This window comes from Syntrophomonas wolfei subsp. wolfei str. Goettingen G311, from assembly GCF_000014725.1.
In the GTDB taxonomy this organism is placed as follows: domain Bacteria; phylum Bacillota; class Syntrophomonadia; order Syntrophomonadales; family Syntrophomonadaceae; genus Syntrophomonas; species Syntrophomonas wolfei.
Genome location: NC_008346.1, coordinates 519,101 through 535,440, shown reverse-complemented (window position 1 = coordinate 535,440; position 16,340 = coordinate 519,101). Strand labels below are relative to the sequence as shown.

14 protein-coding genes are annotated in these 16,340 nt (G+C 45.4%); 1 reads left to right on the top strand and 13 read right to left on the bottom strand.

Going from position 1 to position 16,340, the window contains the following annotated elements; translation table 11 throughout:
* Nucleotides 1-56 precede the first annotated feature (56 nt).
* From SWOL_RS02315 to SWOL_RS02270, 10 genes are all read right to left on the bottom strand, one after another.
* Complete coding sequence (locus SWOL_RS02315) at nucleotides 57-530, bottom strand: metallophosphoesterase family protein (RefSeq protein WP_011639898.1); 474 nt, start codon at nucleotides 528-530, stop codon at nucleotides 57-59.
* 188 nt (nucleotides 531-718) lie between these two features.
* The gene (locus SWOL_RS02310) at nucleotides 719-1,327 is read right to left on the bottom strand and encodes an XTP/dITP diphosphatase (RefSeq protein ID WP_011639897.1); all 609 of its coding nucleotides are present in this window, start codon (nucleotides 1,325-1,327) and stop codon (nucleotides 719-721) included.
* 4 nt (nucleotides 1,328-1,331) lie between these two features.
* Nucleotides 1,332-2,051: a ribonuclease PH gene (gene rph, locus SWOL_RS02305; RefSeq protein WP_011639896.1), complete on the bottom strand. Its 720-nt coding sequence runs from the start codon at nucleotides 2,049-2,051 to the stop codon at nucleotides 1,332-1,334.
* Nucleotides 2,052-2,132: 81 nt separating this feature from the next.
* Nucleotides 2,133-2,888: an acyl-CoA dehydratase activase gene (locus SWOL_RS02300; RefSeq protein WP_011639895.1), complete on the bottom strand. Its 756-nt coding sequence runs from the start codon at nucleotides 2,886-2,888 to the stop codon at nucleotides 2,133-2,135.
* 259 nt (nucleotides 2,889-3,147) lie between these two features.
* Nucleotides 3,148-4,125 (bottom strand): 2-hydroxyacyl-CoA dehydratase family protein, encoded by a 978-nt coding sequence (locus SWOL_RS02295; RefSeq protein ID WP_011639894.1) that lies wholly within the window; start codon nucleotides 4,123-4,125, stop codon nucleotides 3,148-3,150.
* A gap of 10 nt (nucleotides 4,126-4,135) precedes the next feature.
* A complete protein-coding gene (gene murI, locus SWOL_RS02290; RefSeq protein WP_011639893.1) occupies nucleotides 4,136-4,939 on the bottom strand; it encodes a glutamate racemase in 804 nt (267 codons plus the stop codon).
* Between the two features lie 506 nt (nucleotides 4,940-5,445).
* Nucleotides 5,446-6,033, bottom strand: a complete 588-nt coding sequence (locus SWOL_RS02285; RefSeq protein WP_011639892.1) for a GerMN domain-containing protein — start codon at nucleotides 6,031-6,033, stop codon at nucleotides 5,446-5,448.
* 241 nt (nucleotides 6,034-6,274) lie between these two features.
* Entirely contained in the window at nucleotides 6,275-8,053 is a 1,779-nt protein-coding gene (locus tag SWOL_RS02280; protein ID WP_011639891.1) for a vWA domain-containing protein, read from the bottom strand.
* Nucleotides 8,054-8,073: 20 nt separating this feature from the next.
* A complete protein-coding gene (locus SWOL_RS02275; RefSeq protein ID WP_011639890.1) occupies nucleotides 8,074-9,282 on the bottom strand; it encodes a magnesium chelatase ATPase subunit I in 1,209 nt (402 codons plus the stop codon).
* A 440-nt stretch (nucleotides 9,283-9,722) separates the two neighbouring features.
* Nucleotides 9,723-10,517 carry a LytR/AlgR family response regulator transcription factor gene (locus SWOL_RS02270; protein WP_081424759.1) on the bottom strand — a complete coding sequence of 265 codons (795 nt, stop codon included), beginning with the start codon at nucleotides 10,515-10,517 and terminating at the stop codon, nucleotides 9,723-9,725.
* 344 nt (nucleotides 10,518-10,861) lie between these two features.
* Between SWOL_RS02270 and SWOL_RS02265 the strand changes: the two genes are divergently transcribed.
* Nucleotides 10,862-11,737 carry a radical SAM protein gene (locus SWOL_RS02265; RefSeq protein ID WP_011639888.1) on the top strand — a complete coding sequence of 292 codons (876 nt, stop codon included), beginning with the start codon at nucleotides 10,862-10,864 and terminating at the stop codon, nucleotides 11,735-11,737.
* Here SWOL_RS02265 and SWOL_RS02260 read toward each other — a convergent pair.
* The 3 genes from SWOL_RS02260 to SWOL_RS02250 form a co-directional block, all read right to left on the bottom strand.
* Nucleotides 11,734-12,576: a DegV family protein gene (locus SWOL_RS02260; protein ID WP_207635314.1), complete on the bottom strand. Its 843-nt coding sequence runs from the start codon at nucleotides 12,574-12,576 to the stop codon at nucleotides 11,734-11,736. The two genes, SWOL_RS02265 and SWOL_RS02260, sit on opposite strands and share 4 nt — an antisense overlap.
* A 32-nt stretch (nucleotides 12,577-12,608) precedes the next feature.
* A complete protein-coding gene (locus SWOL_RS02255; RefSeq protein ID WP_155814107.1) occupies nucleotides 12,609-13,028 on the bottom strand; it encodes a DUF1285 domain-containing protein in 420 nt (139 codons plus the stop codon).
* A gap of 98 nt (nucleotides 13,029-13,126) precedes the next feature.
* Nucleotides 13,127-15,802 carry an aminotransferase class III-fold pyridoxal phosphate-dependent enzyme gene (locus SWOL_RS02250; RefSeq protein ID WP_011639885.1) on the bottom strand — a complete coding sequence of 892 codons (2,676 nt, stop codon included), beginning with the start codon at nucleotides 15,800-15,802 and terminating at the stop codon, nucleotides 13,127-13,129.
* Between the last annotated feature and the right edge of the window lie 538 nt (nucleotides 15,803-16,340).

The following is a 16,340-nucleotide window of genomic DNA, read 5'->3' as shown; positions in this document are numbered from 1 at the left end:
TCTAATGACAAGTGCTTCGAAAGCAACTAAAAATCCTGTTGCATACTCCCGGTCTATTAAATGTATTCAATAGCAACCTCGATTTTCCCTTTTTCCAGGTAAAGCAAAACATAACTACCTTTTTTATCTAGGCGGGGGCGGGAAGGGCTTCCTGGGTTAATCAACCAGATACCTTCGATTTGCTTACAGAAAGGAATATGGGTATGGCCAAATAAAACCACATCGGCACCCAGCTCCAAACCCCTGTAATAAAGAGAATTTACGCTGATTTTTACCCCGTATTGATGCCCATGAACCATATAAAAGCGCTTTCCCTCTAAATCCAATATGCGCTCGGCCGGGCCGGATTCATAGAAATCACAATTGCCAGCTACAGCATGCAGCATAACTCCCCCCAGATGATGAGCTATTCTTTTAGCATCGCTTAAGAAATCCCCGGTAAAGAAGATTTGATCCGCTTTTACCAGTTTTAATTCCCGGCAGATTTTTTCAATCCTGCCGTGGGTATCACCTATAACAGCGATTTTCAAAAGAATTCCCCCTTAGCTGCCAGGTAGTTAATTCAAATTATCAAGACTTATTCAAAAGGTCTGGTGGAAAATATTACGGAAAGGATGGATTAATACAGATAAGGCCTGCTGCTTTAAACAGGAGTCATTTCCGCGTTTGAAGCTATAATTGTAGTAACGGGACGGGCTATAAATCCCTGCAAGGTTTTTCAAGTACTACCCAAAAATAATCTTTCTATCAGCGGGCGGGCTTGCTCTAAAGCCTTCCCCCGGTGACTTATAAGGTTCTTAGTCGCTGATGGCAGCTCAGCAAAGCTCTGGGTATAACCCTGGGGTATAAAAAGAGGATCATAGCCAAATCCTCCTTTTCCTGCTGTCGCCAGAGCTATTCTCCCTTCACATATTCCTTCCACCGTTTCCACATTTCCCTGAGCATCACTCAGGGCAATAACGCAAACGAATCTCGCCGTCCTCTTGTCTTCCTCTATCATTTCCATCAGCTTAAGCAACTTCTGGTTGTTCTCTTCATCACTGGCCAATTCACCGGCAAAGCGCGCCGAATATATCCCCGGCTGTCCCCCCAGGGCATCAACTACCAGTCCCGAATCATCCGCCAAACATATTTTCCCGCTGGCCTTGGCTGTAAGTACCGCTTTTTTTATGGCATTTTCCGCAAAAGAATTACCGTCTTCCTCTACCTCGGCCAGGTAGGGTAGTTCCTCCAGGGTAAGAATATTCAGATTTAGCTCACGAAGAATCTCCTGTAGTTCCAGTTTCTTCTTGCGATTTCTGGTAGCCAGCAACAATTCTCTTGGCATTTCTCTAAACTCCCAATATAGTCTTTTGTAAAGCAATGAGTTCCTGAATGCCTTTTCCCGCCAGTTCCAGCAGTTGGTCCAGTTCTGCCCGGCTGAAAACGGTTCCTTCAGCCGTTCCCTGAATTTCTATAAAATCGCCGTTCCCGGTCATTACTACATTCATATCAACATCGGCCTGGGAGTCTTCAATATACTCCAGGTCCAGAATCGGCGTACCATCGATAATACCAACACTTATAGCCGCTACAAAATCTTTTACCGGAATAGTCTCAATAATCCCCTGTTCCTTGAACTTCTTAAAAGCCAGGTAAAGAGCTACAAAGCTTCCGGTAATGGCTGCAGTTCTAGTTCCCCCATCTGCCTGCAAGACATCACAATCTATCCACAGGGTGCGTTCACCCATAGCCGGCATATCCACTACTGCCCGTAGCGACCTACCGATCAACCTCTGGATTTCCGAAGTCCGCCCGCTAATCTTCCCTTTACTGGCCTCTCGTTGCGTCCGGGTTTCGGTTGAAGAGGGCAACAAGGAATACTCGGCCGTAACCCAGCCACTACCTTTGCCGCGAAGAAAGGGAGGGACCTTTTCCTCCATCATGGCCGAGCACATTACCCGGGTATCACCAGCTTCAATAAGTACTGAACCGTCCGGGTATTTTTGAAAACCAGGAATAATTCTTACTGTACGCATTTGGTCATTGCCTCTGTTTTGGGGTCTTTCCATTAGTTAACCTCCACTTATTAAAATTTTGATTTTAAGAGCAGGAATTACTCTTGTTGATATCTTCCCCATAAGCATCAATATCTACCTCCAGGCCCAGGCACAACAACCAATAGCTCCATTGTACTGAGGCTGGGGCAGTTGGTAGACTTCAGACCCGGTCTCTCGGACTATTATTTTGGCCAGGGCAGAATTCAAGGCTCCGCCGCCGGCCAGAATTATGTTCTTGCTGCGCAGGCGATTGAGCATGGCGGAAACCCGGCGATAAAGGCTGTAGTTTACACCGGCAGCCAGATGGGAGACGGGGTGTCCTTCGACAATCCGAGCTATTAACTCGGTTTCTCCAAAGATTGCACAGGTAGCATTCAATTCTACCGCTTCCTCACTAAAAGAAGACAATTCTTCCAGGCTCATACCCAGCACCGCAGCCATATTCTCCAGATAGCGCCCCGAGCTGGCAGCACAGCGGTCATTGGTTAAAAAGTCAAGCATCTGCCCTTGCCTCACTTGTACTACCTTGGTATCCTGTCCTCCGATATCCAGGAGGGTAAAATCCTGGAGGCCGCTCTGCCACAGGGCCCCATAAACATGGGCCTGAATCTCAGGAATTTGTTCCGCTCCCGCTATTTTTACACTGATCTTACCATAACCGGTAGCGATTATTCGCTCCTGGCTAAAGCCCAGTCCGGCTAAATCAACCCTCATTTCTCCGTCTGCTATTCTCCCGCAATTCCGGTAAAAGAATACTGTATCATAAAGGCTATGATTAATAATCTCTTGACCATCCATTTCAATTATTTTTACCGTTCTGGAACCCAAATCTATTCCTGTAACTGACATTTCCTTCTCCTAAATCGATGATTGATTCTACTGCAAAAAGTTATAAATATTCATTGGCTTGTATAAATATACCGCTCCAGCGTCCTTAATAGCGACCGAAGGGAGCATCAGTTGTGCCCGACAGGGCGCTTCGCATGGGCAATACCTGTGGCTTGTCTCGCGGCTCAAGGGGTGTTGCATCCATGCTTCGCCAACGCTCGCTTTGTATATTTATGCAACCCTTATGCAACAAAAAGGGGGGTTCGCAGTGGAGTAGCCTTTATTTCTTCAGCATACTTACAAAGGACTCCAGGCGCATCCTGCTTCGAGCATCAACTTTTCCTGGGCGATCCCCTTCCAGGGTTAAGAATGGTATTTTAAGCCTTTCCCGGAAAATAAGATCTTCTATCTGGCGAAAGCAAAAAGTCTGGGTATAGTGAATTACGCCCTGTACATCTCTTACAGCCAGTTGTTCTTCAATATCCTCCAGGCGGGCAAAGGCCCCATAGGGATAAGTATAGTGCAAATACTGTTCAATAATATCGCTGCTTTCTACCGGCATGGAAAACTGTCTCTGGACTTCATTGAACACCACCCTGGCCCCCATAAGCTCCAATAGCTGGTGCAAGTCCGTGAAAATAGGGGGGACTCCTATATAAGCCAAGCGAACTTCTTCCTGAATAGGTCTTCGTTTTCCCGCTTCTTCAACAAAACTATGCAATTCAGCTTCAAACTCAGCCGGATTACCGTTAAAATCACTGGAGCAAAGTAAATAATAGTGATTCTCCTGCCCGGTAACCAGGTTATCCCGCCAAGTCATCCGGTCTAGCTCCCGGCACAATGAGCGGATTTTCTCCAGCCGGGCCCGGGCCTTTAAAACCTCTTCCATATCTACCTCAAAGAACTGCATCAACTTGTCCACCTGGGCTTCCAGTTGCGACCGCTCCCGGTCGAACGGAAAGGCAAAGGGAATAATCTTCTTATTCCTTAATTGTAAGGTTTCCATAAGCGCCTGGGTATTGCTGCAATCTCCATGCATAACAGCAATTAACGCTTCCATATCATAATTCAGGCTGGTGGCATAGAGTCCTTTTATCCAGCCACAGCAGTTGCGGGGATAGCCTTCTTCTTCCGCCAGGTCAACCATGGATTGGGGACTTAGAGAATTAATGAAAACATTATTCAGGTCCACTGGAGTCTTCCCTGCCGCTAATATAACCTCTACCGGAATGCTGGTGGTAAAGCCTACCCTGCTCATTTTTGGCACCTCAATCCCAATCCAGCTTGTGAATTTCCTTTATTATATCACCCATCAAAAGTCTCCCCACATTAAAGAAGGAATCATCATGCCCACTGACATAGAATTCATGCCGCGGCTTTTTGCCACTGTTGTTAAAAAGATCCTGGGCCCCGAATATTTCCTGTAATTCGTCAATAGTCTCACAAGAAGTATCTACCAGCTCGAGCTTTTCGCCCGCAAATTCACTGATGGCAGTTGCCAGGAAAGGATAATGGGTACAACCCAGAACCAGGGTATCAATACCCTGGGCCAGTAAAGGCCCCAGGTATTCTGCTACCGCTTCCCGGCTTTCGCTGTTGTTCAACTTCCCGGCCTCCACCAGGGGAACAAAGCGAGGACAAGCCGTTTCGTAAACCTGAAAATCTGGTTCCAGTTCCTGAATCTCCCGGGTATAAGCTTTCTTGTTTACGGTGGCTTGCGTAGCTGCCACTCCTATTTTTCCATTGCGGCTGAGCCTTGCTGCTGACCGGGCACCGGCTTTAACCACCCCCAGCATAGGCAAGCTATACTCCTGCAAAACCGAGGGAAGGGTAACCGAGGAATGGGTACCACAGGCTACAATAATCGCTTTTACTTGCTTACTTATGAGAAAGGAAATAATCTTATGGGCGTAATTAAACAGCTGTTGTTCCGATTTGTTTCCATAGGGTACATGAGCTGTATCTCCAAAATAGATAAAGCTTTCATCAGGCATTTTTTCCATCAAGGATTTTACTACCGTCAATCCCCCTACCCCTGAGTCAAAAATGCCTATGGGCTCGTTTTTCCCCAAAATCTACACCTCTTTTTGTCTAAATCAAGTAAGATTCTACTGCAAAAAGTTATTAATATTCATTGGCTTGTATAAATATACCGCTCCAGCGTCCTTAATAGCGACCGAAGGGAGCATCAGTTGTGCCCGACAGGGTGCTTCGCATGGGCAACACCTGCGGCTTGTCTCGCGGCTCAAGGGGTACCGCGCTAACCTCTCATCCATGGTCGTCAACCTTAATAGTGACATCCGAAGGATGGAACATCAGGAGTACCCGCAGGGTGCTGCATCCATGCTTCGCCAACGCTCGCTTTGTATATTTATGCAAACCTTATGCAACAAAGGGGTTTTTGCAGTGGAGCCAAGCAACAATGATTTCATAAATAATTTATCACTTTCGCCGCCTATATTCTATTCTATATTATCAGATATATTGCTATGCAAACATAAGCGGGAGACTCCACAATATAAGAGTCTCCCACAAATCCCCGAGCATATCAAGTAAATCATCGCTTAAAAATACTCTACTAACTCACTTTGATAGGAGAAGTAAAATCCACTTCCCCCTTTATTATATCTATTTCTCGACCATCTATCATGAAAACCAGCTGTTTTACCGCCGGGAATTGGGCCAGAGTTTGGCAAACTGCATCAAGCATCTGTTTTTCCTCGACCTCATTCTCCAGGCGGCGAAGCTCAGAACTAAAATCCAATATGCAAGTCCCATCCGGTTTTAGATTTATGTCCAAAAGCCTGGTTCCTTCCGGAAATACGTTACGATAAGCCGGATTATCTGGACCCTTTAGAAGTTCTTGCAAAGTGCTGCGAGCGATACCCTCTGTCCTGGTTATTTCTCTCCTTTCCATTACCAACTCCTCTTTATCAGCTTGAGCAAAGTACAATTTTATATTAATGCTCTCACCTTTTTCCCGAGTTGGGATAAGTTCTTCCGGATTCTTCTTCACTTCCGTCTTGCTTTTATCTTCCGGTGCCAGCTTTATAAGATCTTTCCATGCTTTCAGGTTTTGCTCGGGAGCTACTGAAGAACAGCCGCCACTTAAAAGACAAAGCACCAGAAGTATCACGGCCAAAATACTGACTACTTTGCTGGTCATAATTACCTTCCTCCCCTCTTTATTCCTTTAATAGAATACGAAAATGAGAAGAAAATTATGACCCATAAAAAAAAAGAGAACACATATGGTGTTCTCTTATGAAGGAGGAGTTATTATAACAAATCAAGGATTTGTCCGTCCTTGATTTTGCTTTCTCTCCAAAAAGAATTCTAGCAGAAATATAGGAAAGATGTCAACTTATTACGAATAATTTAGATAATATATTAATTTTTAAAGATCCTTAAGCCATTTTCTTTCCACTTTCCAACATGTTTTTCTTTTCATGGCGGACTATATTAATGAGATTATCTTTGTTCAAATCGTCAACCAGATAAAGGGCACCCCCAGCATTGGCTGATAATTTTTCCAGGTAAAAACGATTTGACTCTAGTCCGATACATATAAAATGAATCTTGTTTTCCCGAATATGAGTAGCAGCTTCCAGAGCATCTGCCTGGGCATCCAAAGTCCAGAGAGGGATATTGGGAATACCATCTGATATCAGAACCAGCAAAGGATTTCTCACCCGGTTGTTCTTAATCAAGTTAACCGCAGTCATAATACCATCGGCCATGGGCGTAAGACCTGCCGGGCTTATGGTAGACAGCCCCTTGTTAAGAATGTTCTGGTTACGGGTAAAAGGTACAACCACCTCACTGCTCCGTTCTTGGAAGGTAACCACTGCCACTTTTTCTTTTCCGCTAAGAAGAAGATTCTGAGCCAGGAAGCAAGCAGCCTGTCGCTTGTCTCCGGCCATACTCCCACTGGCATCGATTAAAAGACACACATCAATCGGTACATAACTCTTCTTGTCATAATAATGCAGGTCTTCCTTTTTAATGGTGAAGTGAGGATCGTTTCTTAAAAAACTGTTCTTCATCGCCTGCACAATGGTCTCTGGTACTGCCAAATCTCCGGACCAATTCTTATCCGGGTTATTGACCGTTTTATTACGGTTGGTAAATTCTACTTGGGTTTGCTTCTGATCAACCTGCCCCAGTTTACGGAAGCGACTGTTCCCTCCTGAGGGCATTTTACGCATATTGCGACGAATTTCAGTTTCCAGCTCGCACTTATGGTTTATTACAAAATCTTTAAGCTGCAGGCCTTTCCTGGTCATCACTTTACCCAGGATGGTATCTTTAATCAACCCCAATTCTTCCAGTTGTTCAACATAATGTTCTACATCGCCCCACTTCTTCTTCTGCTGGTCAACCCCTTTACGTTTGAAAATGTTGGTGGAATAGTTTTCCATGAATTCCTCAATCTCATCAACTCCACCAAATTTCTCGGCCAGTTTTAATATCAACTGGTTCACATTTTCTTTGTCTGGCAGCTTGTAGGCATTTTGTCCTTTGAAGTTCTTCCAGGGCAATTTAATATATCCAGCAAAGCTATCTTCCGCCTGCTTCTGGTTGCCATGAATTATATTACGAACTTTTACCGGCTTTATACCAGAGCTTATAATTACTTCTTCAACTGCTTCTGCTATTACATATACCAGGTAATACTCTTCACGATCCAAACGGGCAAGAACATGAACATGATCAAAACCTTCCTCTCCTTCGATGAAAGGCTTAACCTGGTCCTGGTACAATTCATAGATAACACCCTTACCCAGGCTTGTGGTAATGAATATCTTTTTGGCATATTCGGTTACCATTTTTACACGTTCATCTTCAGCAAACTGCAACTGGGGGTCTTTCTCCAAAAAATGCTCATCCAAAGCCCAGAATATCGCCCTCGCCACATCACGCGGGTCTATTTCACCCGGCTGGTGGAAGACATCAATATGCACCACCTGATTAGCTTCTACGAAATCCAGGTACATCTTTCCCGCATCACGATTAAGCAGGATTTTGACCTGGCCTTTTACTCTTTTTTCCGGCATCCGGGCGTGCCCCCGGAGACTAACTACGCTACTCTCCCCCAGCCTTACGCCCTGGTTTTGCCCGAAATAAAGGTTCAAATAGTTCCCTACCGATGCCGACTTGTCAACATTGGTGTTTTCACCGAGCATAAGACCTCACCCCTTTCGCATCAGGTGGGAGTTAAAGTTTTTTCGGTATTAACCAGCTCTCCCCGGCTCATATCCTTCAGAGGACGCGCCACCTGCTGGAAATAATCGGGGGAAGTTTCCTCGTCCTTCTTGTTCTTCTTGCTCTTGAAGCTGAGTATTCCTTCCTTGGCACCTTTCATATCAACATCGTTGAGCATCCGCACTAAAACATCACCATTAACACGATGTTTCAGGACCAGGGGTATCATGTCCGTAACATCACTAATTAGAACTTTGTCATGGCCTTTGATGATACTGTGCAAAAGGGCTCCCTGTTGCATGGCCTCGGTTGCTCTGATACTTTCAAGATTATGTTTTATATACAAGCGTGAAATATAATTGCGAAGATAATCTGGCAGGTCTGCATTCCGGTAGTTTTCAGCCCATTTGAGGATTTTTTGACGATAAACATCATTCTGGGCCTCATCTTCTGCGGTTGAGTATTTCTTTTTGGCCTGACTGACCTTAAAAGCATAAGAATTCTCTTTTAGTATCCGGGCTATAGCCTCCACTGAATCTGGTCGGCCCATATAATAGACCATGTCAAAGCGGTCTGATAATTGCCGCCTTATTTCTTCCAACGGTCCCGGTTCCTCATCAGGGTTGGAAGCTGCCCAAACCGAAACACTTACCGGGATTTCCACCACAGGTAAACCAGCTTCCTCAATTTGAATATGACCGGGTTTATTACCCATAACATCAAGTAAGATATCAGTAATCTCCGGTGAAGTATCCGCCAGGCGGTTTATTTCATCAATGAATATGATTCCCCGGTGAGCCTGGGGGATTAGTCCGGGAAGTAAACGTGCTTCCGGGTGAAGCGGGTCAGTCAACCTGGCTAAATCAATACTTCCAGCTACCGTCCCGACTTTAGCTGATTGCGATATTTCCAAAAAGGGCATAGTAATTTCTTCTACACCCAGAGCTTCAATCTCCGCCGCAGTTAAATCACGGTGTTGCGGGCAATGGGGGTTATCCGGGTCACAGTTATATATACAATCTTTAATGCGTTTAATCTTGGGAAGGATTCCTCGCGCTGCTCTTGCTATAGTAGTCTTCCCCGTACCTCTGACTCCTTCTGCATGAACATGCAAGGGTTCACCAACATAAGTTGAAACTATGGACATCATTGTCAGGTCAAACAAGGGTGCATTACCCTCGTATCTTTCAAGCTTATAAAATGGTATCATGGGCCTCACTCCAATCTTTTCAGCCGAACCTTCATAGTTCTAAACTACTCTCCTCTCTAACAATTACATGTAAAAAATTCTAGTGGGTAAGCCGAAACAAAGCTGGTAATGCTTTCTAAAATTCTCCCTCCTTTAAACTCAATTCAAAACGTTCTTTTTAACTATCCTTAGTATAAGCTATTTTGTGATTTTTTTCTCTATGTTTTCTGCACTTGGTCAAATAAATCGCATACTTTGCACTAGCACCTTGCTGCAGTGACTATTTTAAGGCATATTTAAAAAACCAGAAAAAAACAGGAAAAAGACCTATCCCTTAGGGCTTTCCTCCTGTGATTTTTGGAACTTGTTTTCAATAGCCTTTCCAAGCTCATCTCAAGGCAGATTCTGTATGCACTATCCCTTTTTAAGGTTAATGTGCCCTATTTTAAGTATATTTAGCCCTAAGTTATTCCCATCTTGTTCCTTAGTAATCTTGCCTTGGCTCTACTCAGGATGATATCTTTATCACAATTAGCCAGGTGCAAAATATAGGAACCTTCTCCCAGATTTATGACTTCCCTAATATAGTTAACATTCACAATAAAAGCCTGGTGAGCTCGAAAAAAGTATCTCTCATCCAGAATATTCTCTAATGCATTAAGGGTATAGTTGCTCATAAAATTTTGCCGGCAAGTACAGATCTGCACTTTTTTGCCCTGGCTTTCACAATAAATAATATCAGGCTGGTTAACGAGACTGATTTTTCCTTTCTCGCGAACAATCAGCCTGTTGGAATAACTCTCCATATCTTTGCAGGTTTCTAGAATAAAATCGATGCGATCTTTAACTCTATTTCTTACCATATCTTCAATGGCGGTCCAATGAGCTATTTGAAAGCGCGCCCTTTGAATGGTCTTGTCAATTCGCTTCTGCTCTATTGGTTTAACAATATAATCTAAAGCCCCCATCTCAAATGCTTTTACCGCCATATCTTTTTTAACAGTAACAAAAGCGAAAAGGGGGGGAGATTTTAATTCTCGTAATTTTTCTGCTGTCTCCAAACCACCCATTTCGGGCATAGTAATATCCAGAAATACTAAATCCACCTTTTTTTCCTGGCAGATCATAAGAGCCTCAAGACCATGAAGTGCTTCTCCTACTATTTCCAATTCGTTAATTTGTTCCAGCAAATAACGAAGCACTATTCTTTCCCGCTCATCGTCATCTACAATCAAAACTCTTAAAGGCACCAGCATCAATCCTTCAGCTATTATAAAGAAGTGGCTTGTATAAATATACCGCTCAGCTCCAACGCTCGCTTTGTATATTTATGCAACCCTTCTGCAACAAAAGGGGTTTTTGCCGTGGAGTCTATATTAAATAATATAGGTTTTTTAGTTTTTAGACAACTTTATGGGTTTGTCTCTGGCCAAGAATCTTTAATTTTTTAACTTGCGGGTGATAAAATCCTTCCCCCTCATTATAATCATATTAGAATCCATGGCCTTAGGGTGAATAACTTGTTTCTTAGGGTTTATATTAAGCGGTATTTTTGATAATCTGGTAGTGTCAGGTAAAATCTTAGAGGAGGTCGATAATTTTGCGTTACGAAGGAATGGTTTACCGGCCCCCCAGTGAAGCCCAGAGTCTGATTATACAAGCTACTATTGGTTGTCCCCACAACCGTTGTACCTTCTGCTCTCTGTATAAGAATACGAAGTTCAGGATACGCCCGGTGGAAGAAATAAAGGAAGACCTGCGGATGGCCCGGGATTATTATGGTGAATATATTGAATCCGTTTTCTTTGCTGACGGTAATACCATAATAATGAAAACGGAGCAACTGCTGGATATTTTCGAATACACCCGCAGCCTTTTTCCTTATCTTGAGCGCATAACCGTCTATGGTTCCTCCCGTTTTGTCAACAAAAAGAGCCTGGAGGATTTAAAGCGGTTGCGGGCCGCAGGCTTGAAACGGATTCATACCGGTATGGAGAGTGGAGATGATATTATCCTGGAAAGGATTAAAAAGGGCACCAATTCTCAAGAGATTATCAGCGCCGGTCTAAAGCTGAAAGAAGCGGGTATTTCGGTAAGCGAGTACTACCTGGTAGGCATAGGCGGAAAGGAAAGAAGCCGGGAACATGCTCTCAACAGCGCCCTCACCTTGAGCGCCTTCAGCCCGGATTTCATTCGCTTAAGAACCTATGTGCCCATGCCGAACACCCCCCTTTATGATGATTATCAGAACGGAGTTTTCGCCCTGTTATCACCACATGAGGCTTTGCGTGAGGTGCGTTTGCTGATTGAAAACCTGAACTGCGATAATAGCCAGCTCCTAAGTGACCACATCAACAATTATTGGAATGTTTACGGGATACTCCCGCAGGATAAGGACAAAATGCTGGCAGAGATAGACCGCGCCCTGGCCATTGACGAATCCCGTTTCCGGCGCCCGGAGCAAGGCCGGCTTTAGAAGTTAATCATTAAGCCACCCTCTCCAGCATAGGTGCCGATGGTTGCGCTCATATCTGAAATCAAAACCGCCTCTTGCTGGTACTGGGAATTAATCTCCCAGGCCAGCTTATCGGCATCTTCTAAACAGTTGACATGACTTATTCCCACTATCCTATGCAGCAGCGAGGCACCAGCCAATTCACCCACCATGGCTACCAGGCGCTTCATGGCTTTTTTCCTTCCCCGTACCTTTTCTACTATTTCCGGTATCCCCAGCTGGTTGCCCCTTAGTATAGGTTTAATATTGAGAATAGTCCCGGCCATACCCTCAAATTTACTCAGACGACCACCTTTAACCACATTCTCCAGGGTATCCAGCACAAATATAACCTCCCGGGTAGCTCTAATCGCCGCGAGCTTTTCCAGAACTGCTTCCAGAGACATCCCCCGAGCCGCCATTTGAGCGGCCCGAATAGCCATAATTCCTGTTCCCAGTGAAGCCGTCAAGCTGTCAAATACCTTGACCTTGCTGCTGTTCATCATATTACAGGCCATCTGGGCAATCTGGCTGGTACTGCTTAAACCAGAGGAGAGGCTGACAAATATAACCGCTCCCGTTTCTCTGATACCCTGTTCAAAATACTTAACAAAAGTATGCGGATCCGGAGCTGAAGTCTTGGGCAAAGTAGCGGATGACGACATTTTTTCCACAAAAGTCCGGGGACATATTTCAAATCGATCTAAATAGGTCTCTCCATTCGCAAAGGTCACCTTCAAGGGTATCATTTCAATATTGTACTGTTCGAGTACCTCCTGGGGCAAATCACAGGAGGTATCAGTTATGATCTTAATCCCCACAGCCGCGCCGCTCCTTCCTGCCGTTACCGGCATTACTGCTCCAGTCTTGCTCCCGGTGGAACGATATAGACTTCGTCTCCTCTAAAATCAAAATAGTTGCTTAGTTTCCAATATACTCCCCGGCTTAAACGGGTATCGGCCTCCCATTTGAAGTCAATATAAGGGACATCTCCCTTAAAGGTAATTTTTAGTTCATGATCGAGCTTCATTTCCTGCAAATCGTGAAAACGCAGTTTTATGGTTCCGTCTTCCTCTTCAATATAACCCATGGCCAGAAACGGGCAATCTTCTACCGTTATAGGATTAACATCATTGCCCAGCCTGATAACATAATCCCCGTCTTCCTTCTGGATGTGGGCAGCCAGTATGTTTAAAATATTGCGCCGGAACATCTCGGCCTGGCCAAAATACCATTTGCCGTTTTTCCGTATGACAATCTCTTTAAGATCCAACCCTGCTCCTCCTTTGCTAAGTCCTTCATTGCAATTAATTATATTGTTTTCCTCTGCTCCCGGCAAATTCCTTTTTTTCCGGCCAACTTTTTCTCCACTTAAAGATTATTAGCCTGCTTGAAGCTTAATGATTTCCGGTATATTTCCTCTATTTCTTTATCACCGATTTCCCGGTTCCCCGTCATCAAGCCAGCCAGGGTAAAGCCGTGCTTTTCTCCCAGACGGCGCAAGTATTCGATAGTATCCAGAGAAAGCCGGCTGCCTATGCTAAAATCCCGGCAATCCCCTTCCAGGGCCAGGAGTATCGTCTCGGACAAGCAGCCCAGGTTAACCCCATCACGATAACCCAGGTTGGGGCCAAAGGCTACCGGCTCTGGGTAGCTGACCAGGCCTCCTTCAAGAACTAAAACATCATCCCGCTCCCGAACTTCCGGGGCTACATCTGCCGGCCGGGCTACATCACAGACTACCGCACCCGGTTGCAGGTGCCGGGGATATACAATGAATTCCGGGGAGTTGCTGGCTGCTACTATCATATCGCATTGAGGCAAGCTGGCATCAAGATCCATGCTGATCTCCAAAGGAAACTCCATCGCCATTTCCCTACAAACCCCTTTGATTAATTCCAGGCTGCTGCCATCAGCCTGGCTCAAGGCTTTTTCCAATTCCAGGCTTCTAAGCTCGTCTTTCTTTCTATAGCTATTAATAAGCCCATCCAGCCATTCACTCAGCCCGGTAATAATTCCCTGGGATCTCCGCTGGTAGGCCAGAACCAATATTTCAAGGGTAAGGGAATTAAGGCGGTTTCTGCTGCTGCGCGGATGCCGGGGATTCCCCAACAAAACTATATTAGTGATATCCTGGGACAAAAGAAGAGCACAAGCCCGCCCGATGGAACCGGTTGCTCCCAATACCGCCCCTCGAGCAATGGTAAAGTCGATCCGCATTTTACGGGCACCAGCCAAAAGAGCCTCCATAGCCATAAGGGTGGTAAAACTGTTACCGCTGGTGATAGCTACACCTTGTCCGGTTAGCGCTCTTCCCCCGCGGCTTACCACGGAAGTTAGTGCTCCCAGACCAACTATTTCTGCTCCCAGTTCCCTTCCCAGCTCTACCGCTTTCTTTATAACCCCCAGTGTTTCTTCCCGGGGAAGATTCATCATTTCCCGAGCGCCGAAAGGCACCCCTATCAACCAGCCCTCCACCACAGCTCCGGTATGCGAGCGCAAGGCCGGCATATGGCAACATACTCCAGCTTCCCGGAAAGAACTCTGCCACTCCAAAAAGTGGTACAAATCCGGGCGTTCGAAAGTATTAAAAGAAGGATTATTGGCAATAACATCCTCAGGAGCCGGGTAGTGAATAATAAAGGCAAATTTATGGCTAATCTTTTCCTCCGGACTTAGAGGAGAAGCCTTTACCGGTCGGCTAACAGCTCTATAATCCGTAATCCTTGCTGGCGGAGAATAGTCTCCCAAAAGATAGCCATAGAGCAGTGCATAATCACGGTATTTCAATATCTGGCAGAGCTTATCCAGAGCCGCCAGAACATAATCCATTTCCTCCCGGCCAATATTTAGACTGGGCTCCAAACGCAGAGTCATGGAATTATTTAAATAGGGAGCCAGGCGAATCTTAAAAACATTCAGCAAAAAGCCGGCTAAAATAGTGGTAAAAGCTCCCTGGTCGACCATAAAGGACATGTCATAGGAGCCGCAATCATCCAGGTCCTGAAACTCCAGAGCCAGCATCAAGCCTTTACCCCTCACCTCTTTTATTACCTCGGGGTATTTAGCCGCCAATTCCTGGAGCTTTCCCAGTAGATATTCCCCCTTGGCGGCCACTTCTTTGATAATGCGGCGGTCATCCTCCAGAAGTTTATCTAATACCGCCAATCCTACGGCACAGCTTACATTATTGTTGGCAAAAGTAGAACTGTGCAAGAAACCAAAGTCATCATTCCAAACTCCCTCGGAGCTGAGGCAGACTCCAAGAGGGAATATCCCTCCGCCCAGAGCTTTAGCCAGCAGCATAATATCCGGTTCGACCTTTTCATGCTCACAGGCAAACAAGGCTCCGCTGCGGCCTAATCCAGTCTGAATTTCATCAACAATGAAGAGTACCCCGTACTGCCGGCATAGCTGTTCAGCTGCCTTGAGGTATCCTGGCCGGGGAACAATAATCCCTCCTTCTCCCTGTACCGGCTCTACTATAAAAGCAGCTATCCTGTCACTCTGCTCATCCAGCACCGCTTGCAAAGCTGCTATATCATCATAGGGGATATATATAAAACCCGGAGCCGGAGCCCGAAAAGGGCTCTGGTAAGAAACCTTGCCCGTAGCCGACAGCGAGCCCAGGCTCTTTCCGTGAAAACTGTTAAATGTCGATAGTACTATCTCCCGGCCCGTAGTAGAGCGGGCCAGTTTAATGGCAGCTTCCACCGCCTCGGTTCCACTCTGGCAAAAAGTACAATAAGCCAGCTTTCCCGGCGATACAGCAGCCAAAGCGTTAGCCAGCTTCAAGGCCTCCCCCGGCAGCGAAGGTTGCACCAGACTGGGCAGGGCCTTACTTCTTATTTCCTCGAGCTTATCCCAGATAAAATCCGGATTATAGCCAAAAGGTATAGCCCCGAACTGGGCGATAAAATCCAGGTAGCTTATCCCCTTCTCATCTACCAGATAGCTGCCTTCTCCCGATAGATAGTTCTTATCCAGTTGAAAGCTCTGAAAAATCTTATACAGGGTAGGATTAAGCAGGTCTTTTCGCTGGTTCATCCATTTCACTCCTTGTGCACGTTTTTGTGCAATATAAACGATTACATATATTGTATAGATTTAATAGGCCCTGTCAAATTCCAACTCTGGTTTTTTTACGCCAGGATACGACCAGGATAGATATCGGAGCAAATCTGCTCTATGATTACACTGCAAAAAGTTATTAATATTCATTGGCTTGTATAAATATACCGCTTGCAGTCTTCGCATGGGCAACACCTGCGGCTTGTCTCGCGGCTCAAGGGGTACCGCACTAATCTCCCGTCCATGGGAGGTAGCGCTCTCGCGACATCCTGTCGCTCGCCCCCTTTCGCCTGCTCGCCTTCGCCGGGTGTTGCATCCATGCTTCGCCAACGCTCGCTTTGTATATTTATGCAACCCTTATGTAACAAAAGAGGTTTTTGCAGCGGGGTCGCTCTATTTATTTTACCCTTTATCCCTGCCAATATTTAGCTTATGCTAGTAGTAGAGAAAAAAGCCTGCTTCACCGTTACCAGCAAAACTGAGTGCCGGGATGAAGACAGGCTTAAATGAAAGA